The sequence below is a fragment of the Microbacterium sp. MYb72 genome, from assembly GCF_002979415.1.
Lineage (GTDB): Bacteria > Actinomycetota > Actinomycetes > Actinomycetales > Microbacteriaceae > Microbacterium > Microbacterium natoriense.
Genome location: NZ_PCOT01000001.1, coordinates 65,185 through 89,266 on the forward strand (window position 1 = coordinate 65,185; position 24,082 = coordinate 89,266).

23 protein-coding genes are annotated in these 24,082 nt (G+C 71.1%); 6 read left to right on the plus strand and 17 right to left on the minus strand.

Annotated elements, in window-relative coordinates; all coding sequences use genetic code 11:
- The first annotated feature begins 138 nt into the window (after positions 1 to 138).
- Positions 139 to 1,761 carry a helix-turn-helix domain-containing protein gene (locus tag CQ047_RS00280; RefSeq protein WP_219844571.1) on the plus strand — a complete coding sequence of 541 codons (1,623 nt, stop codon included), beginning with the start codon at positions 139 to 141 and terminating at the stop codon, positions 1,759 to 1,761.
- Positions 1,762 to 1,959: 198 nt separating this feature from the next.
- On the opposite strand, the gene CQ047_RS00285 is transcribed toward CQ047_RS00280, so the two are convergent.
- The 5 genes from CQ047_RS00285 to rsmA all read right to left on the minus strand — a co-directional run bounded on the left by CQ047_RS00285 (position 1,960) and on the right by rsmA (position 6,352).
- Positions 1,960 to 2,379, minus strand: a complete 420-nt coding sequence (locus CQ047_RS00285) for a hypothetical protein (protein WP_105672283.1) — start codon at positions 2,377 to 2,379, stop codon at positions 1,960 to 1,962.
- 111 nt (positions 2,380 to 2,490) lie between these two features.
- On the minus strand, positions 2,491 to 3,339 hold the full coding sequence (locus tag CQ047_RS00290) for a universal stress protein (protein WP_308737037.1): 849 nt from the start codon (positions 3,337 to 3,339) through the stop codon (positions 2,491 to 2,493).
- 138 nt (positions 3,340 to 3,477) lie between these two features.
- Positions 3,478 to 4,410 carry a 4-(cytidine 5'-diphospho)-2-C-methyl-D-erythritol kinase gene (locus CQ047_RS00295; protein ID WP_105672284.1) on the minus strand — a complete coding sequence of 311 codons (933 nt, stop codon included), beginning with the start codon at positions 4,408 to 4,410 and terminating at the stop codon, positions 3,478 to 3,480.
- A gap of 7 nt (positions 4,411 to 4,417) precedes the next feature.
- A complete protein-coding gene (gene mgrA, locus CQ047_RS00300) occupies positions 4,418 to 5,485 on the minus strand; it encodes an L-glyceraldehyde 3-phosphate reductase (RefSeq protein WP_105672285.1) in 1,068 nt (355 codons plus the stop codon).
- Between the two features lie 9 nt (positions 5,486 to 5,494).
- Complete coding sequence (gene rsmA, locus CQ047_RS00305; RefSeq protein ID WP_105672286.1) at positions 5,495 to 6,352, minus strand: 16S rRNA (adenine(1518)-N(6)/adenine(1519)-N(6))-dimethyltransferase RsmA; 858 nt, start codon at positions 6,350 to 6,352, stop codon at positions 5,495 to 5,497.
- 36 nt (positions 6,353 to 6,388) lie between these two features.
- Here rsmA and CQ047_RS00310 point away from each other — a divergent pair, with 36 nt between their 5' ends.
- On the plus strand, positions 6,389 to 7,615 hold the full coding sequence (locus CQ047_RS00310) for an MFS transporter (RefSeq protein WP_105672287.1): 1,227 nt from the start codon (positions 6,389 to 6,391) through the stop codon (positions 7,613 to 7,615).
- On the opposite strand, the gene CQ047_RS00315 is transcribed toward CQ047_RS00310, so the two are convergent.
- Genes CQ047_RS00315 through rsmI form a run of 5 tightly spaced genes read right to left on the minus strand, consistent with a single transcriptional unit; the run spans position 7,597 to position 13,081 of the window.
- A complete protein-coding gene (locus tag CQ047_RS00315; RefSeq protein ID WP_105672288.1) occupies positions 7,597 to 8,472 on the minus strand; it encodes a TatD family hydrolase in 876 nt (291 codons plus the stop codon). The two genes, CQ047_RS00310 and CQ047_RS00315, sit on opposite strands and share 19 nt — an antisense overlap.
- A gap of 3 nt (positions 8,473 to 8,475) precedes the next feature.
- Positions 8,476 to 10,053 (minus strand): methionine--tRNA ligase, encoded by a 1,578-nt coding sequence (gene metG / locus CQ047_RS00320; protein ID WP_105672289.1) that lies wholly within the window; start codon positions 10,051 to 10,053, stop codon positions 8,476 to 8,478.
- Positions 10,054 to 10,095: 42 nt separating this feature from the next.
- Positions 10,096 to 11,613 carry a molybdopterin-dependent oxidoreductase gene (locus CQ047_RS00325; protein ID WP_105672290.1) on the minus strand — a complete coding sequence of 506 codons (1,518 nt, stop codon included), beginning with the start codon at positions 11,611 to 11,613 and terminating at the stop codon, positions 10,096 to 10,098.
- The gene (locus tag CQ047_RS00330; RefSeq protein ID WP_105672291.1) at positions 11,610 to 12,263 is read right to left on the minus strand and encodes a class I SAM-dependent methyltransferase; all 654 of its coding nucleotides are present in this window, start codon (positions 12,261 to 12,263) and stop codon (positions 11,610 to 11,612) included. The genes CQ047_RS00325 and CQ047_RS00330 overlap by 4 nt, the downstream gene beginning before the upstream one ends.
- Positions 12,260 to 13,081 (minus strand): 16S rRNA (cytidine(1402)-2'-O)-methyltransferase, encoded by an 822-nt coding sequence (gene rsmI, locus CQ047_RS00335; RefSeq protein WP_105672292.1) that lies wholly within the window; start codon positions 13,079 to 13,081, stop codon positions 12,260 to 12,262. Before rsmI ends, CQ047_RS00330 begins: the two co-directional genes overlap by 4 nt.
- Before the next feature lie 35 nt (positions 13,082 to 13,116).
- On the opposite strand from rsmI, the gene CQ047_RS00340 reads away from it, so the two are divergent.
- Complete coding sequence (locus CQ047_RS00340; protein WP_105672293.1) at positions 13,117 to 14,670, plus strand: dolichyl-phosphate-mannose--protein mannosyltransferase; 1,554 nt, start codon at positions 13,117 to 13,119, stop codon at positions 14,668 to 14,670.
- Positions 14,670 to 15,560 carry a DUF2262 domain-containing protein gene (locus CQ047_RS00345; protein ID WP_105672294.1) on the plus strand — a complete coding sequence of 297 codons (891 nt, stop codon included), beginning with the start codon at positions 14,670 to 14,672 and terminating at the stop codon, positions 15,558 to 15,560. Before CQ047_RS00340 ends, CQ047_RS00345 begins: the two co-directional genes overlap by 1 nt.
- On the opposite strand, the gene CQ047_RS00350 is transcribed toward CQ047_RS00345, so the two are convergent.
- Genes CQ047_RS00350 through CQ047_RS00360 form a run of 3 tightly spaced genes read right to left on the minus strand, consistent with a single transcriptional unit; the run spans position 15,557 to position 18,489 of the window.
- A complete protein-coding gene (locus tag CQ047_RS00350) occupies positions 15,557 to 16,039 on the minus strand; it encodes an Lrp/AsnC family transcriptional regulator (RefSeq protein WP_105672295.1) in 483 nt (160 codons plus the stop codon). The genes CQ047_RS00345 and CQ047_RS00350 overlap by 4 nt on opposite strands.
- A gap of 3 nt (positions 16,040 to 16,042) precedes the next feature.
- Complete coding sequence (locus CQ047_RS00355; protein ID WP_105672296.1) at positions 16,043 to 17,431, minus strand: amino acid permease; 1,389 nt, start codon at positions 17,429 to 17,431, stop codon at positions 16,043 to 16,045.
- Complete coding sequence (locus CQ047_RS00360; RefSeq protein WP_105672297.1) at positions 17,428 to 18,489, minus strand: histidinol-phosphate transaminase; 1,062 nt, start codon at positions 18,487 to 18,489, stop codon at positions 17,428 to 17,430. The genes CQ047_RS00355 and CQ047_RS00360 overlap by 4 nt, the downstream gene beginning before the upstream one ends.
- 310 nt (positions 18,490 to 18,799) lie before the next feature.
- Here CQ047_RS00360 and trpS point away from each other — a divergent pair, with 310 nt between their 5' ends.
- Both trpS and CQ047_RS00370 read left to right on the plus strand, forming a co-directional pair.
- On the plus strand, positions 18,800 to 19,849 hold the full coding sequence (gene trpS, locus CQ047_RS00365) for a tryptophan--tRNA ligase (RefSeq protein ID WP_105672298.1): 1,050 nt from the start codon (positions 18,800 to 18,802) through the stop codon (positions 19,847 to 19,849).
- A gap of 22 nt (positions 19,850 to 19,871) precedes the next feature.
- Complete coding sequence (locus CQ047_RS00370; RefSeq protein WP_105672299.1) at positions 19,872 to 20,090, plus strand: hypothetical protein; 219 nt, start codon at positions 19,872 to 19,874, stop codon at positions 20,088 to 20,090.
- Between the two features lies 1 nt (position 20,091).
- Here CQ047_RS00370 and CQ047_RS00375 read toward each other — a convergent pair whose 3' ends face one another.
- From CQ047_RS00375 to CQ047_RS00390, 4 genes are all read right to left on the minus strand, one after another.
- The gene (locus CQ047_RS00375; protein WP_105672300.1) at positions 20,092 to 21,891 is read right to left on the minus strand and encodes a thioredoxin domain-containing protein; all 1,800 of its coding nucleotides are present in this window, start codon (positions 21,889 to 21,891) and stop codon (positions 20,092 to 20,094) included.
- Positions 21,892 to 21,916: 25 nt separating this feature from the next.
- Positions 21,917 to 22,486, minus strand: a complete 570-nt coding sequence (gene msuE, locus CQ047_RS00380; protein ID WP_105672420.1) for an FMN reductase — start codon at positions 22,484 to 22,486, stop codon at positions 21,917 to 21,919.
- A 76-nt stretch (positions 22,487 to 22,562) separates the two neighbouring features.
- Positions 22,563 to 23,399, minus strand: a complete 837-nt coding sequence (locus CQ047_RS00385) for an aldo/keto reductase (protein WP_105672421.1) — start codon at positions 23,397 to 23,399, stop codon at positions 22,563 to 22,565.
- Positions 23,400 to 23,419: 20 nt separating this feature from the next.
- Positions 23,420 to 24,007, minus strand: a complete 588-nt coding sequence (locus tag CQ047_RS00390; protein ID WP_258132417.1) for a TetR/AcrR family transcriptional regulator — start codon at positions 24,005 to 24,007, stop codon at positions 23,420 to 23,422.
- Between the last annotated feature and the right edge of the window lie 75 nt (positions 24,008 to 24,082).

A 24,082-nucleotide genomic window follows, 5' to 3' on the forward strand; every position in this document is an offset into this window, starting at 1 on the left:
CCACCCGGACCTGTGGGGCACGACGAAACATCGGTATTCTTTCGTCGTGCCCCACAGGTCCCCCCTCCCCGCACGCCGCCTACTGTGGGGTCCGTGCTCATGTCAGTGACGACACGACCCCGCGCCAGCCTCGGCCGTGTGATCGAAGATCTCGGCAACACCCTGCTCGAGGTGGTGAGCGGCGCGGCCGACCGCGACGTCGAGATCGAGACGGTCATCATCCACGACGTGCTCGACGACGCGATGCCGATGCGCGGCGCCCTCGTCCTCGGCGTCGGGCTGAGCGATCCGGAGGAGATCGCCGAGCTGCTCAGGGCCCTGGGCTCCCAGCAGGCTTCTGCGCTCGTGCTCCGCGCGCCGGTCAGGGCCGAGCCGTCGGTCACCGCCGCGTCGGAGGAGACCGGCATCCCCGTGCTGGCGCTCACGCGAGGCGCGTCGTGGGCGCAGCTGACCGCCATGCTGCGCTCCCTCATCGCGGAGGGCGACGTCGGAGACCAGGGGGCCCAGACGCTCGGAGGGATGCCGTCGGGCGACCTCTTCGCGCTCGCCAACGCGATCGCGACGCTGCTGAACGCCCCCGTCACGATCGAAGACCGCAACTCCCGCGTCGTCGCGTTCTCCGGGCGACAGGACGAGGCGGACCCGGCCCGCATCGAGACCGTGCTCGGGCGGCAGGTGCCGGAGCGGTTCGCGCGCCAGCTCGAGGAGCGCGGCGTCTTCCAGGAGCTCTACCGCAGCGAGGACCCCATCGACGTCGGCCCGGTCGAGAACACCGAGGGACTCCCCTCGTACCCGCGGGTCGCCCTCGCGGTGCGCGCGGGCGACGAGATCCTCGGATCGATCTGGGCCGCCGTGCAGGAGCCGCTGTCGTTCGATCGCGTGCAGGCGCTGAAGGACTCCGCCGGTCTCGTCGCCCTGCACATGCTGCGTCTGCGGGCCGGCGCCGATGTCGAGCGCCGCCTGCGGGCGGACCTGCTCGCGACCATCCTGGAGGGCGGTCCCGGCGCCTCGGACGCGACGGCCCGGCTGCGGTTGAACGACCACAGCTGCGTCGTGCTGGCCCTGTCGGCATCGGATCAGCTCGGCGCGGATGCCTCGGCGGACGCCCGCAGCATCGCCGAGCGCCACCGCATCGCCGACGCGTTCGCGGTGCACCTGGGCGCGGTCTACCTCCGGTCCGCGGTCGCCCTGATCGGCAACGTCGTCTATGCCGTCGTCGGCATACGCCCTGGACACAGCGACGCCGACATCCGGGCCGCCAGGGTCGCCGCCGACTTCCTCGGGCGCCTGGGGGCCACCAGCGAGATCCGGGTCGGCGTCGGAACCGTCGCAGACGACAGCACCGGCATCCCCTCATCGCGGGCGAACGCCGACCGCGCACTGCGGGTGCTGCGGCAGTCACCACAGCGCGAGCCGGTCGCGCTCTTCTCGGCGGTGCAGATGGAGGCCCTGCTCGTCGAGCTCGGCGACCTCGTGCGCGCACGAGGGGAGCGCCCGACCGGTCCCGTCGCTCTCCTGATCGAGCAGGACAGGGAGCGTGGCACCCGTCTTGTCGAGACGCTTCGGGCCTGGCTCGACGCCTTCGGCGATGTGAGCGTAGCCGCCGCGCGCGTCTACACGCACCCGAACACCTTCCGCTACCGGCTTCGTCGACTGTCGGAGATCAGCGGTCTCGATCTCTCCGACCCCGATGCGCGGTTCTCCGCGATGGTGCAGCTGCGGCTGCTCGCCGCCGACGCGAGTGCGGGCGCCCAGCGATAGCTCGATACTTCTCCCAGCGATCTCCCAGGTCGAAAGCGTGTCCCCCATTTGGGGGACATCGGAATATCGGGTTAGTCTCGAAGAGCAGCTGGGGCTGTCTGCTGGGTTCTGGGGACGCAGCGTGACTGACGCACTCCGCGAGGAGGCTCGCGCCCTCCCGGGGACCCGAAACCCGAGAGGGCGCGACATGCGCCCCCCTCAGCCGCGGGGAGCGAGCCCCGCGTACAGCAGCCCCCCGGACTGCGGGTCCGCGAGCACCAGCACCTGCTCCCCCACCCGCGGGATCTCCAGACGCGACACCAGCGCCTGGATCGCCACGGCCTGCGCCCCCACCTGGAGTGTCAGCACGATGCTCGGATTGTCGTTGATCGTCTGCCCGGTGTCCTGCATCCCGAGCACGGTCGCCTCCTGCGTCGGCACGCCGGCCGCCCGCAGGGCCGCCACGTGCTCCGCCTGATGGATCGACGACGTCGCCTGCTTCATCGCGTCGGTGAACTCGCTGCCCATGAAGGCCTTCGTCATCTTGCCCATGAACCCCCGCCCGGCCGCGATGTCGTCGGCCATCTGCATGGCCTCCTCCTGGCGGTCCTGCGGCGACTTGCGGTTGAACAGTCCCATGATCACTCCCTGTGGTGGTTTGCGTACCGCCACGCTAGGAGACTCCGGCGTCTACCGATCACGGGTCCGGATGAACCGCCGATGAACGTCCGGCTTCGGCGGAGAGCCCGGTCACCGGACGATCGCGGTCGCGGTCGCGAGCCTCGCGAGCACCTCATGGCTGATCGAGCCGAGCAGGAACCTCGCGATCGGCCCCCGGCCGTGCGAACCGATAACGGCCAGTCGGGACGTCGCCGCGATGCCGTTGATCACCTCCGACGGATATCCGCGCTGCGTCCTGGCGTCGATCCGAAGGTCGGGATAGTCCTGGCGGAGACCGGCGAGCGCGAGGGCGAGCGTCTCCTCGGCCATCGCGCTCATCGACTCCAGATAGCCGTGGGGGTAGGCGCCGCTGTGCCGGGGCGCGGGGAGGGGAGTCCAGGTCGTGACCGCGATGAGCGGCTCGCCCAGCCGGTCGGCCTCACTCGCCGCGAAGCGGACGGCGGCCTCCGACACGGGCGATCCGTCGACGCCGACGACGACGCCGGTCCGTCCCGTGGCGTCGAGGTCGTGATCCGGCACGACGACGACAGGGCAATGGGCTCCCGCGGCGATGCGGATGCCGTGCACCCCGCGCGCAGGACCCGTCCCTGGACCGCGATAGTCGCTGCCGATGACGAGCAGAGCAGACGACCTCGACGCCTCGATGAGGAGCGCGACCGGATCTCCGGCATCCGTCCGCGTCTCGACCGACAGCCCGCGGGCACGCAGCGTCTCCGCCTGCCCCTGGAGGAACTCCTCCGTCGCCTGCAGCGCGTCGGAGATCATGGACGACGCGCCGACGGCGCCTGCCGCGCCTCCGACGATCCCGTACAGCACGATGCGCTGCTCCCGGTCCGCTGCACGCTGGGCGGCCCAGGCGATCGCATGGGCTCCCGCCGATGACTCCACCGCTCCGACGATGATCGCTTCAGACATCATGACTCCCGTCCGGAACGCCGTCATGACGGCACCTGACCGCCGAAGGACGTCCTCTCCTCACCGTACCCTCGGGGCCGTCACACGGGTGGGCCGCAGAGCCGGGGATAATCCCGCTCCGGCGTGGCTCGGCGGTCGGGCTCAGCCCATGATGCGGGCGCCGGGCACAGGCCCGTGCACGTGCAGCGCATCCACTCCGGCCTCGCGCAGCGCGGCCTGGACGTGCTGCGCGCCCTCCGGATCCGCGCACAGCAGCGCGATGGTCGGGCCGGAGCCCGACACGATCCCCCGCAGCGCCCCTGCGCGGATGCCGTCAAGGATCGTCTGCTCCAGATCGGGGCGCACGTCGAGCGCCGCCGCCTCCAGGTCGTTGAAGAGGCACTCCGCGAGCGCCTCGGGGTCGCCGGACCTCAGCGCCTGCAGCACCGCGACAGGGACGTCGAGGGACAGCGGAGGATCGTCGGCGAGCGCGCCCTCCTCATCGCGGAGCGCGTCCAGACGTCCGTACACGACCGGCGTCGACAGCCCCTCCTCGCTGGTCACGAGCACCCAGTCGAAGCGTCCGCGCGCGAGCGCGGGATTCAACTGATCGCCGCGCCCCGTGCCGACGGCCGTGCCGCCGTGCAGCGCGAACGGCACATCGGCGCCGAGCCGGGCCGCGAGCTCGTGCAGGCGTGCCTGCGAGAAGCCCGTGCCCCACAGCGCATCGCACGCGACGAGCGCCGCCGCCGCATCCGCCGAGCCGCCGCCCATCCCGCCCGCGACGGGGACGCTCTTGCGGATCTCCAGAGCGACGCCCCCTTCGTAACCAGCGGCGGCCGCGAGCAGCTTCGCCGCCCTCATCGCGAGGTTGCGGTCGTCGAGGGGCACCGCATCCGGGTCCTCCACTCCGCGCACGACGAGGGAGAAGTCATCCGCGTGCCTCGCGATCACGTCCTCGTAGAGGGAGACCGCCTGGAACACCGTCGCCAGCGCGTGATAGCCGTCGTCATGCCGTCCGCCGACACCGAGGTACACGTTGATCTTCCCCGGTGCGCGCACGTGCACGCGGGGCGACGACGATGCCATGCTCATGACCCGCTCAGAGCTCCGAGGACTTCGCCCACAGGTTCACGTCGATCGCGCCGGCCAGCTCATCGATGCGCGCGAGCTCCTCGACGGTCAGCTCAGGACCGTTCACCGCGGCGATGTTCTCGTCGAGCTGCTCCGGACGGGAGGCTCCGATGAGCGCCGAGGCCACCACCGGGTCGCGCAGCGTCCACTGCAGTGCGAGCTGGGCCAGCGACTGGCCGCGCTCGCGCGCGACCTCGTTCAGCGCGCGGAGCGTCTGCACGGCCTCCTCGGTGAGAGGGGCGTCCGGCAGCGAACCGCGCTTCTGCGCCCGGGTCGCCGTGCCGTCGCCGAGGTACTTGTCGGTGAGCAGCCCCTGCGCGAGCGGGGTGAAGGCGATCGCGCCGAGCCCGCTCTCCCGGAGGGTGTCGGTCAGGCCGTCCTCGACCCAGCGGTTCAGGATCGAGTAGGCCGGCTGGTGGATGACCAGCGGGGTGCCGAGCTCCCTCGCCACCTCGACGGCCTCCGCCGTGCGCTCCGCGCTGTACGAGGAGATGCCGACGTAGAGCGCCTTGCCCTGACGGACGAGCGTGTCCAGCGCGCCGACGGTCTCGGCGATGGGCGTCACGGGGTCGACCCGGTGCGAGTAGAAGATGTCGACGTAGTCGAGCCCCATCCGGGTCAGCGACTGCTCGGCGCTCGCGAGGATGTACTTGCGGCTCGCGAAGTCGCCGTAGGGGCCGGGCCACATGTCCCATCCCGCCTTCGACGAGATGATGAGCTCATCGCGGTACGGACGGAAGTCCTCGGCGAAGATGCGGCCGAAGTTCTTCTCCGCGGATCCGTAGGGCGGGCCGTAGTTGTTCGCGAGGTCGAAGTGCGTGATGCCGTTGTCGAACGCGTGACGCAGCAGCGCGCGCTGGTTGTCGAGCGGGATGTTGTCGCCGAAGTTCCACCACAGGCCGAGCGAGATCGGCGGGAGGTACAGGCCGGAGCTGCCGACCTGGCGGTAGCCGAACCGCTGGTAGCGGCTCTCGTCGGCCGCGTACGGGCGGTGCAGTTCGGGGACGTCGGGTCGGAAGCGCGGAGACTCTGTCACCGTGCCAGATTAGTCCTCCGCGGCGGACAGGGCGTGCTGAGCGATGCGCTGATAGTCATCGACCGTAAGATCCTCGCCGCGCGCCGTCGGGGCGACGCCGGCGGAGACGAGCACGGCGGATGCCGCGGCGGAGCTGCCGAAGAGCCCGGACAGCGCCTGGCGGAGCATCTTGCGACGCTGGTTGAAGGCCGCGTCCACGATCTCGAAGGTGCGCCGCCTCTCCTCGATCGGGCCGCGCTCGCCCTCGGCGCGGTCGAACCCGACCAGGAGGCTGTCGACGTTCGGCACGGGCCAGAAGACCTGGCGCGACACGGTGCCCGCGAGCTTCCACTCGCCGTACCAGGCCGCCTTCACACTGGGGGCGCCGTAGATCTTGGACCCCGGCTTCGCCGCGATCCGCTCGGCGACCTCGGCCTGGACCATGACCACCCCGCGCTGCAGATAGTCGAAGTTCTCCAGGAAGTGCAGCAGCACGGGGACCGAGACATTGTAGGGCAGGTTCGCGACCAGCACCGTCGGCTCGCCGGGCAGCTCGGTGATGCGCAGCGCATCCGCGTCCACCACCGTCAGCCGCTCGGGGTCGACCCCGTGCTCGACGGCCGTCTGCGCGAGACGGGCGGCGAGACGGTGATCGATCTCGACGGCGGTGACGGATGCCCCCGTCTCGAGGATCGCAAGGGTCAGCGATCCGAGGCCGGGGCCGACCTCCACGACGCGCTCCCCCGGCTGCACGCGAGCCGCGTGCACGATCTTGCGCACGGTGTTGGCGTCGACGACGAAGTTCTGTCCGAGCTTCTTGGTGGGGGTGACGTCGAGCTCGGCGGCAAGACTGCGGATCTCGGTGGCGCCGAGGAGGGTGACGGTCATCCTCCCATTGTCTCCTACCCTCAGTAGTCTTCTGGGATGCCCTCCATCGGTGAACTGATCGCGCCCCGCCGCATGGGTCGCGACTTCCGGTGGCTGCTGGCGTCGTCGTGGACGAGCAACGTCGGAGACGGGGTGGCTCTCGCCGCCGCTCCCCTGCTGATCGCGTCGATGACGTCCTCGCCGATCCTCGTCGCCGCCGGCGCCATCCTGCAGTTCCTGCCGTGGCTGGTCTTCGGCCTGCACGCGGGGGCGATCGCCGACCGCTTCGACCGCCGCCGCCTGGTGATGATGGCCAACACGGCGAGAGCCGTCGTGCTGCTCGCCCTGTGCGTCTTCCTCGTGACGGGCACCGCGAACATCTGGGTCGTGCTCGCGGTGGCGTTCCTGTACGGCACGGCCGAGGTGTTCGTCGACACCGCGGGCAGCACGCTGCTGCCCATGCTGGTGCAGCCGGCCGACCTCGGGATCGGCAACGCGCGGCTGCAGGCCGGATACCTCGTGGCGAACCAGTTCGCCGGTCCTCCCCTCGGCGCGTTCCTCTTCGCGGCGGGCACGGCGTGGCCGTTCCTGCTGGAGGTCGTGTGCGTGGGGCTCGCCGTCGTGCTCATCTCCCGCATGGCGAAGACGCCGGTGCCGCCGCGCGAGACCCACGCCCCCGTGCACACCGACATCGCAGAGGGCGTGCGCTGGCTGTGGCGCAATCCCCCGGTGCGGATGCTCGTGCTGATCATCCTGCTCTTCAACGTCACGTGGGCCGCCCCGTGGGGCGTGCTGGTGCTCTACGCGACCGAGCACCTGCACATGGGCGCCGTGGGCTACGGCGCCCTCACGACGGCGTCGGCGGCCGGTGGTCTGCTCGCCACGGTGAGCTTCGGCTGGCTGGAGCGCCACGTGTCGTTCGCGACGCTCATGCGCGTGGTGCTGTCGCTCGAGGTGGTCATGCACCTCGCGTTCGCCCTCACCACCGCGGGCTGGGTCGCCCTGATCATCATGTTCGTCTTCGGCGCGTACGCGTTCGTGTGGGGCACGATCTCCACGACCGTCCGGCAGCGGCTCGTCCCCGCGGCCCTGCAGGGCAGGGTGGCCTCGGTCAACATGGTCGGGGTGTTCGGCGGCATGGTCATCGGCCAGGCGCTCGGCGGAGTGATCGCCGAGGTGTGGGGTCTCACCGCGCCGTGGTGGTTCGCCTTCGCCGGAGCGGCCCTCACGCTGCTGTTCGTGTGGCGGCCGATCTCCGCCATCGTTCAGGCGAAAGCGCCGTAGACGCGGAGCGTGTTGGCGGCCAGCTGCGCGCACAGCTCGTCGACGTCGACCTCGAGCTCGGCGGCCATGAAGCGCACCGTGATCGGCACGAGGTAGGGCGCGTTCGGGCGGCCGCGCAGCGGAGTCGGGGTGAGGAACGGCGCGTCCGTCTCGACGAGGATGCGCTCGATCGGGGTGACCTTGAGCGCATCGCGGAGGTTCTGCGCGTTCTTGAAGGTCACGTTGCCGGCGAACGACAGGTGGTAGCCGGCATCCGCGCACGTCCTCGCCATGACGTCGTCGCCGGAGAAGCAGTGGAAGACCGTGCGCTCGGGGGCGCCGACCCTCGTCAGCGTCTCCAGCACGGCGTCGTGCGCGTCGCGATCGTGGATCTGCATCGCGATGCCGTGCTTCTTCGCGAGCGCGATGTGCGCCTCGAACGACTCGAACTGCGCATCCCTGCGGTCGGGCTCCGTGCGGAAGAAGTCGAGCCCCGTCTCGCCGATCGCACGCGTGCGGGGGTGCGCCGCGAGCTCGTCGATCACCGCGATCGCCTCGTCGAGGCGCCCCTGCTCCGCGTACACCGGGGCGTCGTTGGGGTGGATCGCCACGGCCGCGAGGACGCGGGGGTCGGATGCCGCCGCCTCCACCGCCCACCGTGACGACTCGATGTCACCCGACGCCTGCACGACACCGGCGATGCCGACGGCCTGCGCCCGATCGAGCTGCTCCGTCAAGGAGAGCGGCTCGTCGCCGTCGAGGATCTCCAGGTGCGCGTGGTTGTCGTACACCGGGACGGCGAGGGGCTCAGGAGCCGCGGGGTACCGCAGATCCTTGCGCCCGTCGCCGTCCCGGGACTGCACGTAGGTGTGAGCCATGGGTCAGACGGTCGACTCCACCCGCGGGAACAGCGGTGCGAGACCGTTGACGCTCGTGCCGGGGCGCAGCACGCCCCAGGCTCCGGCCTCGCGGATCGGCTGGTCCTGCAGACGTCCGAGCGTCTCGGCCGCGCCCAGCGCGATCCACAGCTTCTCGGTCGACTTCGGCATCACCGGCGAGAGCAGCACGGCGAGGGCGCGCAGCCCCTCCGCGCACGTGTACAGCACGGTGCCGAGGCGGGCGCGCTGATCCTCGTCGCGGGCCAGCGCCCACGGCTCGTTCTCGGTGATGTAGCCGTTGAGCGCGTCGACGATGGTCCAGATCTCCTTGATGGCCTCGTCGATGCGGAACTGCTCGATCGCGGCGTCCGCGTTCGACGCGGCATCCGCGACGATCCGCTGGATCTCGAGGTCCTTCTCGGTGTACTCGGCCGCGGGCGGCACGATCCCCTCGAAGTACTTCTCGATCATCGCCGTGGTGCGCGAGGCCAGGTTGCCGAACCCGTTGGCGAGCTCGGCCTGGTAGCGGGCCGACAGGTCCTCCCAGGAGAACGAGCCGTCCTGCCCGAACGCGATCGCCGACAGGAAGTAGAAGCGGTACGCGTCGGAGCCGAAGACGTCGGTGATCTCGGTCGGCGCGATGCCGGTGAGCTTCGACTTGGACATCTTCTCGCCGCCGACGAGCAGCCAGCCGTGCGCGAACACGCCCTTGGGCACGTCGAGCCCCGCGGCCATCAGCATCGCGGGCCAGATGACGGCGTGGAAGCGGAGGATGTCCTTGCCGACCACGTGGTACGCGGGCCAGCGACGGGCGAACGTCTCCTCGTCCTCGCCGTAGCCGACGGCGGTGGCGTAGTTGAGCAGCGCATCGACCCACACGTAGATGACGTGGGAGCTGTCCCACGGGACCTCGATGCCCCAGTCGAACGCGGACCGCGAGATCGACAGGTCCTTGAGCCCCTGGCGCACGAACGAGACGACCTCGTTGCGGGCCGACTCGGGGCGCACGAAGTCGGGCTCCGTCTTGTACAGCTCGAGCAGGCGGTCCTGGAACTCGCTGAGCTTGAAGAAGTAGTTCTTCTCCTGGAGCAGCTCCAGCGGCTTCGAGTGGATCGCGCAGACCTTCAGCCCCTCGAACGGTCCGGTGCCGTCGAGGATCTCGGACTCGGGCTTGAACTCCTCGCAGCCCACGCAGTACAGCGCCTCGTACTCGCCCGCGTAGATGTACCCGCGGTCGTAGATGGCCTGCACGAACTTCTTCACGCGCTCCTCATGCCGCGCCTGCGTGGTGCGGATGAAGTCGTCGTTCGCGACGTCGAGGGTCGCCAGCTGCGGGAACCACGCCTCGGTGACGAGCTTGTCTACCCACTCCTGCGGCGTGACGTTGTTCGCCGCCGCGGCGCGGAGCATCTTCTGCCCGTGCTCGTCGGTGCCCGTCAGCATCCAGGTGTCGTCACCGCCCTGGCGGTGCCAGCGCGCGAGCGCGTCGACAGCCACCGACGTGTACCCGTGGCCGATGTGAGGCACATCGGAGGGGTAGTAGATGGGCGTGGTGATGTAGAACGATTCGCCTGCGGGCATGGGGACAATTCTAGGTGGGATGCCGAGGGTGGTTACGCCGCGTCAGCGCACCGTCACCGAGATGCGGTGCCACCCCGTGGCGCCGTCCGGAGCAGGGGGCGCGAGCGCATCGGTCTGCGTGACGCCGTCGGCGCTGACCGCCCGGCATTCGATGTCGTGCTGCCCGCTCTCGGCCGCCCACGGGAGGCTCCACTGCACCCAGGTGTCGTCGGAGATGGCCGTCGCGAGCGTCGCGGGCCGCCACGGTCCTCCGTCGATGCGCACCTCGACGCCGCGGACGCCGACGTGCTGCTGCCAGGCCATGCCGGCGATGACCGTGTCGCCCGCGTCGATCGAGCCACGCGGCACGTCGATGCGCGACTGCAGCTTGATGGGTCCGCGCTCCGACCACCCCCGGGTCGTCCAGTACGCCGTCGCGCGGTCGAAGCGGGTGACCTCGAGCTCGGTGACCCACTTCGTCGCCGACACGTAGCCGTAGAGCCCCGGCACCACGAGCCGCACGGGGAAGCCGTGCGGGATGGGCAGCGGCTCGCCGTTCATCCCGATCGCGAGCAGCGCATCGCGATCGTCGGTGAGCGCTTCGAGCGGGGTGGACGCCGTGAAGCCGTCGATCGACGTGGACAGGACCATGTCGGCATCCGCATCCACCCCGGCGCGGGCGAGCACCTCTCGCACGGGGAGGCCGAGCCACCGCGCGTTGCCGATGAGATCGCCGCCGACGGTGTTGGAGACGCACGCGAGCGTCACATCGGCCTCGGTGAGCGGCGAGGCGATCAGCTCGTCCCACGTGAGCACGACCTCCCGATCGACCATCCCGTGCACGCGCAGCGACCAGTCCTTCGGGTCGACCTGGGGAACGACGAGCGCCGTGTCGATGCGGTAGAAGTCGGCGTTCGGTGTGACGACCGGCGCCAGGCCGGGGATGCCGAGCTCTGCGGTCGCAGGGACGGCCGGCGCCGACGTCGCGGGCGCGGGCAGTCGGAGGGCGGCGCGCACGGCCTCGACGGCCCTGGACGCTCCCGTCGCGATGCGCGACGCCGCGACGGCCAGGAGGCCCGCGGCCGTCGCGGCTCCCGTCCAGATGAGGAACCGCCGCCGGTCCTGGTCCTGAGCGCTCTCCTGCTCGGTCTCGCCGAGCGACACGAGCGCGCGCAGCGTCATCGCTCCGGCGCCGCCCGCGACGAGGGAGGGCAGCGCCGCCAGCAGGCCGAGGTCGGTGCGGATGACGGCGATGACCGCACCGGCGATGCCGATCGCCGCGACGACGGCCGCGCCGACGGAGCGACGCCGTCGCTCCAGCATCCCCGCACCGAAGGCGACGGCCGCGAGGACGATGGCGATCCCGGTGAGCAGGGCGATCTTGTCCCCCGTGCCGAACAGGGCGATCGCGGTGTCCTTCGCCCAGGCCGGGGCGAGGTCGATCAGCGCGCCGCCGACCGCGGCGAACGGGCTGGCCGACGCGGCGAAGAACGCGGCGACGAGCTCGCCGAGGCCGGCGCCGAGCAGCACGGCGACGATGCCGAGCACCCCCGGCCGAAGCCCCGATCGCCTGCGCGTCATGGAGAGAGCGTACGCTCTCGCCGCGTCGACGGAGAGCGGACCGCCGCGACCGCCGCATGCGGGCGCACGCTGATCTCCGCGGCGTCGCGCCCGCGGACCTCGGTGCGTGTCACCTCGAATCCGGCATCCGCGAGCAGCTCGCTCATGGTCGCCGGCGTCCAGAACCAGGCCGGCGCCACCCGGTGGTCGAAACCCTGCCGCGACGGCCCGTCGAAGAAGCCGAGCAGAAGGCCTCCGCCGGGCGCGAGCGCGCGGGCGAACTCCGCGAGCACGGCGGGGACCTCGTCCGGTTCGGTGTGGATCAGCGAGTACCAGGAGAGGATGCCGCCCAGCGAGCCGTCCTCGACGGGGAGCGCGCGGAACGAGCCGACGTCGAACCTCAGCTGAGGGTGCGCGGCGCGAGCAGCGGCGATGAACGCGGCCGACAGGTCGATGCCGCGCACCTCGCGTCCCCCTCGGGCGAGGAACTCCGCCCACAGCCCCGGACCGCATCCGGCGTCGAGGAGCGGGCCGGAGCACGTGTCCCGCCACTGCGCGATCGTGTCACGGTCGCGCTGATCCATCTGCGCGAGCGTGCCGGCCACATCGATGTACTCGTCCGCACGCTCGTCGTAGGCGGCGCCGACCGCGGCATCCGCGGAGGGCGTCACGGTTTCTTCGCGGCGAGCGCGGCCTGGTACAGATCGCGCGAGGACAGGCCGGTGAGTCCGGCGACCTCCGCCGCGGCCTCCTTCAGCCTGAGGCCCGACGCCACGAGCGACTGCACCTGCGCCAGCGCGTCGTCGGGCGAGGCCTCTCGGCGCGGTGCGCCCTCGACGACGACGACGATCTCGCCCTTCACGCCGTCGGCGGCCCACTCTGCGAGCTCGGATGCCGAGCCGCGGCGCACCTCCTCGTAGAACTTGGTCAGCTCGCGGCACACGGCGATCCGCCGGTCGTCTCCGAAGGCGGCGCCCATGTCGGCCAGCGACGAGGCGAGCCGGGACGGGGACTCGAAGAACACCATGGTGCGCGGCTCTGCGGCGAGCGCGCGGAGCGTCGAACGTCTCTCCCCCGGCTTGCGAGGGAGGAAGCCCTCGAAGGTGAAGCGGTCGGTCGGCAGGCCAGAGATCGCGAGCGCCATGAGCACCGCGCTCGGGCCGGGGATCGCCGTGACCGTGACCCCCTGGGCGACGGCCTCGGCGACGAGACCGTAGCCGGGGTCGCTGATGGCCGGCATCCCTGCGTCGCTCACCACGACGACGTCCGATTCGAGGGCGAGGGCCGCGAGCTCGCCGGCCTTCTGCTTCTCGTTGTGGTCGTGCAGGGCGATGAGCCTCGGGCGGTTCGCGATCTGCAGCGCCTGCAGCAGGCGGCCGGTCGTGCGGGTGTCCTCCGCGACCACGACCTCGGCGTTCTCCAGCACCTCGATGAGGCGGCGAGAGACGTCGCCGAGATTTCCGATGGGCGTGGCGGCGAGGATGATCACACGCTCAGCCTATGCGCGTTGTCTAGGCTGTACCCGTGACCGCGCCCGTGCCCCTGCTGCCCGCCCCCGAGGAGCGCCTCACCCGCTACGGACAGCTGCGCGACAGCATCCTGCGCAGCCCCGACTGGGGGCGGATGATCCACTGGTTCGCGCCGCTGGTCATCACCCTGCTCGCCGGTGTGCTGCGACTGGTGAACCTCGGGCACCCCCATCAGCTGGCCTTCGACGAGACCTACTACGTCAAGGACGCCTGGTCGCTGTGGACCCTGGGGTACGAGGGGACGTGGGGTGAGAACGCGAACGAGGCGTTCATCACGCTGCAGCAGCTCCCGCTCGACGCGAAGGGCGCGTTCATCGTCCACCCGCCTCTGGGCAAGTGGCTGATCGCTCTCGGCATGGCTCTCGGCGGACCCGACAACAGCGTCGGCTGGCGCCTCGCCACCGCTCTCCTCGGCACCGGGACCGTGCTGCTCACCTACCTCATCGCGCGCAGGCTCACCGGCTCGGTCGTCGTGGCGTCGGTGGCGAGCGGCCTGCTCGCGATCGACGGGCTCAGCATCGTGCTCTCGAGGATCGCCCTCCTCGACGGCATCCTCACCTTCTTCATCATGCTCGGCGTCCTGTTCGTCCTGTACGACAGGGAGCGCACGATCCCCCTCCTGGAGCGCAGGGACGACGACGCCCCCGATCCGATGTGGGGGCGCGTGCTCTGGCGACGCCCATGGCTCGTCGCCGCCGGGCTCGCCTTCGGCGCCGCGTGCGCCGTGAAGTGGTCGGGGCTGTACGTCCTCGCGGCCTTCGGACTCTACGTCGTGGTGACGGATGCTCTCGCCCGGCGCCGGGCGGGAGTCGTGCTGTGGCCGACCGCCGCCGCCTTCAAGCAGGGCCCCGTGTCGTTCGTGCTCCTGGTGGTCCCGGCGTTCGCCGTGTACCTCGCGAGCTGGACGGGCTGGCTCGTCACCTCCGGCGGCTACAACCGCGACCTCGACCCGAACCCCTTCGCCTCGCTCTGGCGCTACCACCAGGCGATCCTGAACTTCCATGTCGGCCTCACCAGCGGGCACCCGTACGCGAGCCCCGCGTGGGAGTGGCCCCTCCTGCTGCGCCCCACCGCGGTGTGGGTCGGCGCCGAACCCAGCGGGTGCGGCACCGACCACTGCATCGCGGTGATCTCCAGCATCCCGAACCCGCTCATCTGGTACGCGGCGGTGGCGGCATCCGTCTACCTGCTCTACCGTCTGGTGCGCAGCTGGATCGCGAAGCAGCCGCTCGACCCCGCGCTCACCTACCCGCTGATCGGGCTGGCCGCGACCTACGTGCCGTGGCTGCTGTTCCCCGAGCGCACGATCTTCCAGTTCTACACGGTCGCGATGATGCCGTTCATGGTGATCGGGCTCGCCGTCACGATGCGCGTGATCGCGGGGCGTCGTGAGGATCCTCTGCATCGGAGGCAGTCGGGTGAGCGCACCGTGCTGATCTTCCTGGCGTTCGCGGTGCTCGTCTCGGCGTTCTTCTACCCGGTGTGGACCGGCATGAGCGTGCCCTACGACTTCTGGCTGCTGCACAACTGGCTGCCGGGCTGGGTGTGATGGACGCGGCTCACCAGCTCGCCCTGCAGGATCAGAAGTTCGAGCGGAGCACCGAGGACATCACCGTCGTCACGGGGCCGAACGGCGTCTCGGCCTCGAAGCACGGAGCGCAGCACCCGTCCGGACCGGCCCAGCTGTGGGCCGCGTCGATCGAGATCGCGGCCTGGATCGACGGGGACATCGACGCCGGCGCTCCCCTCATCAGCGAGAGCTGCCGACTGGAACAGCTCGTCGACGACGACGGCCTGGCCGCTCTGCGCGAGCGGCTCACCGGCGACAGCATCCTGACCGTGCGGGTGCGGCGCTCCAACGGCTATCTCTCCCCCGAGGAGGCCGATGCGCGACGCCAGCTCGAAGAACGAGGCTTCTCGTTCGCCGACCCGCGCCGCTTCCTCCTGGTCGAGGTTCTTCCCACCAGGTCCGTCCCCGCGCTGGAGTCGTTCCTCGCGGCGCGGACGACGCCGAAGACCTTCCTGTCCGCCGATCTCGGCGCGCTGACCGAGGACCGCTCCACGGGGTGGTACTCGATGCGGCGGGGGTGGATGGGACACGACGCCGAGGTGTCGATCGTCTCGTCGACGGATGCGCGGATGGCGACGATGTGCGGCACGATCGCCACGCTCCTCTCCGCACCCTCGGAGTGGCAGTCGGCGGCCACGGGGTTCGCCGCCGAGGCGCTCCTGGAGATGTACAACGAGAGCTGGGCGGAGACCGAGGAGGCGCGGCTGACGGGCGACGAGTTCGCCGCCCGGTTGCGACTCATCTCGATCCACGTCGCGCACGACGACGGCTCGTTCTCGCTGGAGTTCGATGACGCGGACATGTTCGGCGGGCACGGCGTGCATCTGGACGGCACGCTGACCGGCGAGTTCTCGAACGCGGGAATCTAGCCGTTCTCCGCCTCGGCGACGTGCTCGACGAGCGGGAGCACGCGGCCGGACAGGTGGGTGCGCATCGCGATCGAGGATGCCGTGCGCGCCACCCCCGGCACCAGCGCCACCCTGTCGAGGACCTCCTGCAGCTGGGCGGCGTCCCGAGCGACGAGGCGCAGCTGCATGTCGCTCGCCCCGGTGACGGTGTGCATGTCGACGATCTCGGGCACCGCGTCGGCGAGGGCGACCGCGACCTCATCGTGGCCGACCTTCTGGTCGATCTCCACCAGGCAGAACGCCACGACCGCGTAGCCGAAGCCGGCGGGGTCCAGCTGCGGCACGATCGCCTGGATCACGCCTCCCTCGTGCAGACGCGCGAGCCTGCTCGTCGCGGTGCCCCTGGCGACGCCGAGCCGCCGTGCGCACTCGAGGATCGGCAGCTGCGGCTCCTCGGTGAGCAGGCGGATCAGCGCCGCATCGAGACGGTCGATCCGCACGGGCTACTCCCGCACCACGCCGGGCCGTGCGACGCCGCGCGTGAGGCGGGCGACGACGAGGAGCACCGCGGTGAGGCCGATCGTGAGCAGCAGCTGCACGCGCGCGCCCTCGTCGATCATCGCGAGGGCGATGACGACGCCGAGCAGCACCAGGCACAGCCACGACAGCCACGGGAAGCCCCACATCCGCATCGGCATCGCCTCGCCGTCGCGGTCGGCGCGACGACGGAGGATGATCTGCGACACGGCCGTCGCGGTCCAGATGACCAGGATCGTCGAGCCGACGACGTTGAGCAGCGCGGGCAGCACGGCGTCGGGGTAGATCCAGTTCAGCGCCACGGTCACGAAGCCGAACGCCACCGAGGCGAGCACGGCGATGTAGGGCACGCCCTTGACGCTCGTGCGGGTGGCGGCGAGAGGGGCGAGGCCGCGCTCTCCGAGCGAGTACGCCATGCGCGAGGCGCCGTAGATGTTCGCGTTCATGGCCGAGAGCAGCGCGATGACGACGATGAGGTCCATCACGAGCCCCACGCCGGGCACGTTCAGCGTGTCGAGCACCGCGGAGAACGGCCCCTTCTTCACCGCCGGGTCGTTCCACGGGAGCACGGCGACGATCACGAAGATCGAGCCGACGTAGAAGATGAGGATGCGCACGAGCACCTCGCGGACGATGCGGCGGATGTTGCGAGAGGGGTCGTCGGACTCCGCCGCGGCGATGGCCACGACCTCGGTGCCGCCGAACGCGAACACCACGATGAGCAGCGCGGCGGCGATGCCGGTCATGCCGCTCGGAGCGAAGCCGCCGTGGTCGACGATGTGGGAGACGCCCGTCGCGGGGACGCCGGGGATCAGCCCGATGATGGCGCACACGCCCACCACGAGGAAGGCGATGATCGCGGCGACCTTGATCGCGGCGAACCAGAACTCGAAGCGTCCGTAGTTGCGCACGCCGAACAGGTTCACCGCGGTGAGGGCGACGACGAAGACCAGCACCCAGGCCCAGGCCGGGATGCCGGGCACCCACTGGGCGATGATGCCGCCGGCGCCCGTCGCCTCGGCGGCGATCACGACGACGAGCTGGATCCAGTACAGCCACCCCACGGCGCTGCCCGCGCTGCGGCCCATCGCCTTCTGCGCGTAGGAGCTGAACGCCCCGGAGCTGGGGCGGGCGGCGACCATCTCGGCGAGCATCGCCATCACGAGGACGACGATGCCGCCGGCGACGAGGTAGGAGACGAGCACGGCGGGACCCGCGATGCTGATCGCCTGGCCGGATCCGACGAACAGGCCGGCGCCGATCGCGCCGCCGAGCCCCATCATGGAGATCTGCCGACGGGTGAGTCCCGGATGCAGGCCCTTGGTCGTGGTCGTGGTGGTGGGCACATCGGTCATACGGTCGCCTCCTTGCGAACGAGCGTGGCTGCCACGCGGTCGATGTCGTCGATGCTGCCGGACGAGATGCGCACGCCCTCGCCGGGGAAGGCGCGGGCGATCACGCCGCCCTCGTGGAGCAGCGCCTCCAGCTCCGAGGTGCGCTCCCCCGCCGGCACCCACACGAAGTTCGCCTGAGAGGCGACGGCCGGCCACCCGGCATCCACGAGGAGAGCCTGCAGGCGGTCGCGCTGCACGACGACCTCCTCGATGCGCACGGCGAGCTCGTCCTCGGCATCCAGAGACGCCCTGGCCGCCGTCTGCGCGAGGTCGGTGACGCCGAACGGCACCGCGACCTTGCGCTGATTGTCGGCGACCTCGCGCGGGGCGATCGCGTAGCCGACGCGGAGACCGGCCAGCCCGTAGGCCTTCGAGAACGTGTGCAGCACCGCGACGTGCGGATGCCGGCGGAACAGCTCGATGCCGGCGCCGTAGCTGTCGGTGCGGTCGAAGTGCACGTACGCCTCGTCGATCACGACGAGGATGTCGTGCGGCACCGCGGCGACGAAGCGCTCCAGCTCCGCCGCGCTCACGACGGTGCCGGTGGGGTTGTTGGGGTTGCACACGAAGATCGCGCGGGTGCGCGGGGTGATCGCGGCGAGCATCGCGTCGAGGTCGTGCGCGTGCTCGGCGTCCAGCGGCACGGCCACGGGAACGGCCCCGGCGATGCGCACGAGCGAGGGGTAGGCCTCGAACGATCGCCACGCGAACATCACCTCGTCTCCCTCGCCCGCGACGGCGTGGATGAGCTGTGCGGCGAGCTCCACCGAGCCCGCGCCCACCGTGACGAGCGCGGCGTCGACGTCGTACCTGACCGCGAGGGCGTCGCGCAGCGCGGCGGCGCTCATGTCGGGATAGCGGTTGATCGTGCCGAGACGATCCTGCACGGCGGCCACCACCGAGGCGAGCGGCGGGTGCGGAGACTCGTTCGAGGAGAGCTTGGACGCGCCGGCCGGCGCCGAACGGCCCTGACGATAGGCGGGAACGGCCTCGAGGCCTGGACGGGTGGGGAGGGTCATCGTCAGAGCATCCTTGCTGAGATCGGAGGCGACCGGCGTCGGCCGCTGTCGCGCAACACTAGACCGGATGTCGCCCGCTGGGCAAACGGTGCAGCGTTCCCTGCGCAGGGCGCGCAGCCGAGCGGGTGCTTCCCTCGAATCGCTGAGCAGTCTGCACAGTGATTCCCCCGCCGTAGGATGGATGCATGCGTTCTCTCCTCTCGGTGAGCTGGTGGCTGCGGTAGCAGCCCTCTGACGCATGTCTCGCGGGCTGCACGGCGGCCCGCGACCCGCGGATGTCCGTTCGTGCACCCATCGACCTGGAGCACACATGGATTCCTTCACCGCGACCGCCGCACGCATGCCCTCCCTGGAGCGCCGCATCACCGACGACCCGTCCGGCTTCCGCATCCTCACGGGAGAGCGCCCCACCGGCGCCCTGCACCTCGGCCATCACTTCGGCACGATCAGGGAGCGCGTCCGACTCCAGGAGCTCGGGGTCGAGACCTTCGTGATCCTCGCCGACTATCAGGTGATCACCGACCGCGACGCGTCGGACGGCGTCGCCGCGAACGTCCGCTCGGCGATCCTCGACTACCTGGCCGCGGGGCTCGACCCCGAGCGCACGACGATCTTCGCGCACTCCGCCGTGCCGGAGCTCAACCAGCTCCTGCTGCCGTTCCTCAGCCTGGTCAGCGAGGCGGAGCTGCGCCGCAACCCGACCGTGAAGGCCGAGCACGCGGCATCCGGCAGGGCTCTGAGCGGACTGCTGCTGACGTACCCCGTGCACCAGGCCGCCGACATCCTCTTCTGCAAGGGCACCCTCGTGCCCGTGGGGAAGGACAACCTCCCCCACGTGGAGATCACCCGGCTCATCGCCCGACGGTTCAACGAACGCTACGCCGAGGTGTTCCCCGAACCCGAAGCGCTCGTGACGGAGACGCCGGAGCTGCCGGGACTCGACGGCCGCAAGATGTCGAAGAGCTACGGGAACGCGATCTCCCTGTCGATGACGGCGGACGAGACGGCTGCCCTGATCCGCCGCACCCCGACCGATTCGGAGCGCCTCATCACCTTCGACCCCGAGCGGCGCCCCGGAGTGTCGGGGCTGCTCCAGGCCGCGGCGGCATGCCTCGGCACGACCCCGGAGCGCGTCGCGGAGGAGGTCGGCGCGGCGGGCTCCTCCGGACTCAAGACCCTCGCGACGGAGGCCGTCAACGGCTTCCTCGCCGGGCATCGGTCCCGCCGGGCCGAGCTCGCCCAGGAGCCGGGTCTCGTCGACGACGTGCTGCGCAGGGGCAACGCCCGCGCCCGCTCGATCGCCGACGCCACCCTGCGCGAGGTCAGGTCCGCGATGGGCATGGGCTACGCCAACGTCTGATCTCACGGTCTACGATCGCCTCATGGCGGCCCCGGCAGGATTCGAGTACGTGGTGCGCGGAGGCGACGTCGTCATCCGCCATCACGGCACGACGGCGACCGTGCTGCGCGGAGCGACGGCCGCCGCCTTCCTCGCCGAGGTCGACGCCGGCGACCCGCAGCTGCTGATGGCGCGGGTCACCGGCAACTACCGCCGCGGCAACGAACGCGCGGCGAAGCGGCATCCGCGCAACGCGAGCTGACTCAGCGCGTCGCGACGACCTCCGCCGGATCGCTCACGGGGAGACGGCACACGAACGCACGGCAGTCGTGCACGCGCTCCGGCACCGCGTCCTTGCCCTCGAACAGCTCGAACCCGGCCTCCGCGAAGGCGCGCGCCTGCGCGGGCGAGACCACGGCGACCGCCTCGGCATCCGCCGCGCGCGCCGCGACCGCGAGAGGGCCGTCCGGCGCCGATGTCACGGCGACGACCTGCCGCGGCGCATCGACGAGCCCCGCGGCCGCACGCAGCATGCTGCCGTGCGCGAAGGGCTGCGCCACCGAGGCCGCGCCGTGGACGCGCACGATCTCGGACGCCGCCTCCCGATAGCGCTCCCCCGCTCCCAGCCGCCACGCCGTCAGGGCGGCCGCCGCCACGGCGGACGCATCCGACGGGAGGTCGCCGTCGGAGTGATCGGGTGAGCCGGCGATGCCCTGCGCGGACAGCAGCGGATCGCCCGCGACGCCGGCGATCGCCTGGTCGAGCAGCTCCCGTGCCCTGACCGCCCATGCGACCTCTCCTCTCGCCAGGGCGAGCGCGAAGAGCCCGTCGGCGAGCAGTGCGAGATCGGATGCCGTCGCGGCGGCGGACGAGGGGATCCCCGCGAGCGATGTGCGCACGAGCCGGCCGTCCGGGGCGCGGTTGGCGCGCAGGACGGACTCCGCAGCCTCCGCCGCGGCGTCGATCCAGGTGCTCTCCCCCAGCCGGGCGCCCGCCCGCGAGAGCGCCCCGATCGCGAGTCCGTTCCAGCCCGTGATGATCTTGCCGTCGACCTCCGGGGGCTCGAGACCGGCGCGCTCCTGCGCGGTCCTCGCGTAGTAGCCGCCCTCGCTGCGGGTTCCGTCGATCCACGACTCCGAGTCCTGGGCGGCGCCGAACCCTCCGCACTCGCGGCGCAGGGAGCCCCGCAGGAACGAGACCACCCCCTCGGCCGTCGCATCGTCGCCGGAGGCGAGTGCGACGTCGAGAAGCTGCGCGTTGTCGGTCAGCATCCGCTCGTAGTGCGGAACCGTCCAGTCGCGCTGGGTGGCGTAGCGGAAGAACCCGCCGTCCCGATCCCGCAGCTCGGAGCCGACCATCGCGAGGAGCGCTCTCTCGGCGGCAGCGGCCGCCTCGGGAGCCTCCCGGCGCACCAGCGGCGTCTGCAGGAAGCTCAGCGCGGTCGCCACCGGGAACTTCGGCGCTCCGCCGAACCCTCCGTGGACCCGGTCCTCCCGATGGGCGATCGCCGTGGCCGCAGCGGCCAGATCAGCGGCGGTCGGCAGGTCGGAGGGAGCCGACCCCGTCGCTCTCGCGAGCGCGTCGGACACCGCATCCGCCGACTCCTCCGCCTGCGCGCGCCGCAGCGTCCAGGCCTCACGCACCGCCGCCAGCACCTCGCGGAACGACGGCATCGGCGGGCGCGGCTCCGGGGGCCAGTAGGTGCCGGCGTAGAAGGCGCGGCCGCGCGGGGTCGCGAACACGGTGAGCGGCCAGCCGAGGCTCTGCGTGAAGGCGGATGCCGCCGCCATGTAGGCGCCGTCGACGTCAGGGTGCTCCTCCCTGTCGACCTTCACCGCGACGAACCCCTCGTCGATCAGCGCCGCGATGGCCGGATCGGCGAAGGACTCGCGCGCCATCACATGGCACCAGTGGCAGGTGGAGTAGCCGATCGAGATCAGCAGCGGCACATCCCGTCGCTGGGCCTCGGCGAAGGCCTCGGGACCCCAGGGGTACCAGTCGACCGGGTTCTCGGCGTGCGCGCGCAGGTACGGACTGAGGGTGTCGGCGAGCCGGTTGGTCATAGCCTCACCGTACGCCGCCGTCGGATCAGCCGGCGAGCAGCTCGACGGGTCTGGTGGCCGCGTAGCCGACGAGGGGCAGCGCGCGCTCCGCGGCGAGGGCGATCCTGCTGTGCAGGACCTCGGAGCTGATCTCGTACCCCGCGAAGTCCGTGTCGCTCGCGTACACGCCGAGCGGAAGCGTGAGCGCCTGGAAGAACGCGAACAGCGGACGCAGCTGGTGCTCGATGATCAGGGCGTGGCGCTCGCCGCCGCCCGTGGCGGCCAGGAGCACCGGCTTGCCGACGAGCTCGTACTGCCCCACGAAGTCGAACAGGTGCTTGAACAGACCCGTGAACGACGCCCGGTAGACGGGGCTGCCGACGATCAGCAGATCGGCCTTCTCGACCGCGAGGAGCTTGTCCTCCACCCGCGCGGGCAGCTGGTCGCGGCGCAGCGCACCGGCGAGGTCCGGACCGATGTCGGTGAGCTCGATGAGCTCGAACTCGATGTCGGCGCGCTCGGCGATCGCGGCGCCGATGGCGCGGATGAGAGCGGTGGTCTTGCTCGGTTCGTGCAGGGAACCCGAGACGGCGACGACACGGTAGGCAGCTGTCATGCCGACGAAGCTACCCGCGACGACGCCCTGTGTCGCGGGTCGCGACACAGGGCGTCATGCAAGGAACGAGAGGGACTCAGTTCACGTCGTCGGGGTGGGATCCGACGCGGCCCGACCCGTCCAGCGGGTCGAGTGCGTCGATCGCGGCGATCTCGTCCGCGGTGAGCTCGAAGCCGAAGACGTCGAGGTTCTCACGCAGGCGCTCGGCGCGCACCGACTTCGGGAACACGATGTTCCCCTTCTGCAGGTGCCAGCGCAGCACCGCCTGCGCCGGGGTGACGCCGTGGGCGGCCGCGGCATCCGCGACAGCGGGCACGCCGAAGAGGTCGTACTTGCCCTGGCCGAGCGGTCCCCACGCCTCGATGCGGACGTCGTGGGCTTCGGCCCACGCGACGACATCGCGCTGCTGGTAGGCGGGGTGCAGCTCGATCTGGTTCACCGCGGGCACGACCCCCGTCTCCGCCACCGTGCGCTCCAGGTGGGGCACCAGGAAGTTCGAGACGCCGATGCTGCGCGTGAGCCCCGCCTCGCGCAGCTCGATCAGCTTCGCGAAGGCGTGCACGTAGTCGTCCTTCGCCGGCGTCGGCCAGTGCACGAGGTAGAGGTCGACGCTGTCGAGGCGCAGCTTGTCGAGGCTCTCGCGGATCGCGGCACGGGGCTCGTCGTCGTGGTGGCGGTCGTTCCACAGCTTGGTGGTGACGAACAGCTCCTCGCGCGGGATGCCGGATGCCGCGATCGCCGCCCCCACGCCCTCCTCGTTGCCGTAGATCGCGGCCGTGTCGATGTGCCGGAAGCCGATCTCGAGCGCCTCGCTCACCGCGCGCTCGGTCTCCGCCGGCGGCACCTTGAAGACGCCGTAGCCGAGCTGCGGGATGGAGTGGCCGTCGTTCAGTTCGAGAGCAGGAATCGTCATGATCTCCACCCTACGACCGCTCAGTCGAGCCCGGAGATCCGCGCGGACATGAGCCGGAACATCTCGACGGCGAGCACGTCGGGCCGTGGTCCGTCGTCGGTGGAGGCCCACTCCTCGAAGGCGATGCGGATCGCGTCCGTCGCGACGGCGGCGAGGATCCGCGCATCGGCTCCGGCCGCACCTCGGCCCTGCAGGATCTCCCTCAGCCGCCGTTCGGAGTCGTTGTTGACGCGCAGCCACACGTCGCGCAGCGCATCGTCGGACTCGATCCCGATCAGCAGCGCGCGCATGACCTGGAGGTCTCCCTCGCCGTCGGCGCCGAGTTGTCCGGCGATCACGGCGGGGATGCGCTCGCGGAGAGGGCCGTCCCCCGCCTCCGCGAACGCCGCCTGCCAGCGGGCGGCGCCGACCGTGAGGATCGGCGCGATCGCGTCCTCCTTGCGCGCGAAGTAGCGGTAGAACGTGCGCACAGACACCCCGGCGCGCTGGGCGATCTGCTCGGCGGTGACCTGCGCCACGCTCTGCTCCGCGAAGAGGGCGGCCGCCGCGCCCGCGATGTCGCGCTCGGTCGCAGCCTTGCGCCGCGCGGTCAGGGTCTGCGTCTCCACCGCCCCAGAGTACTGGTTGGCACATCGTGCCACCCAGGCATATCCTGCCAAGTGATCACACATCGACGAAGGGAA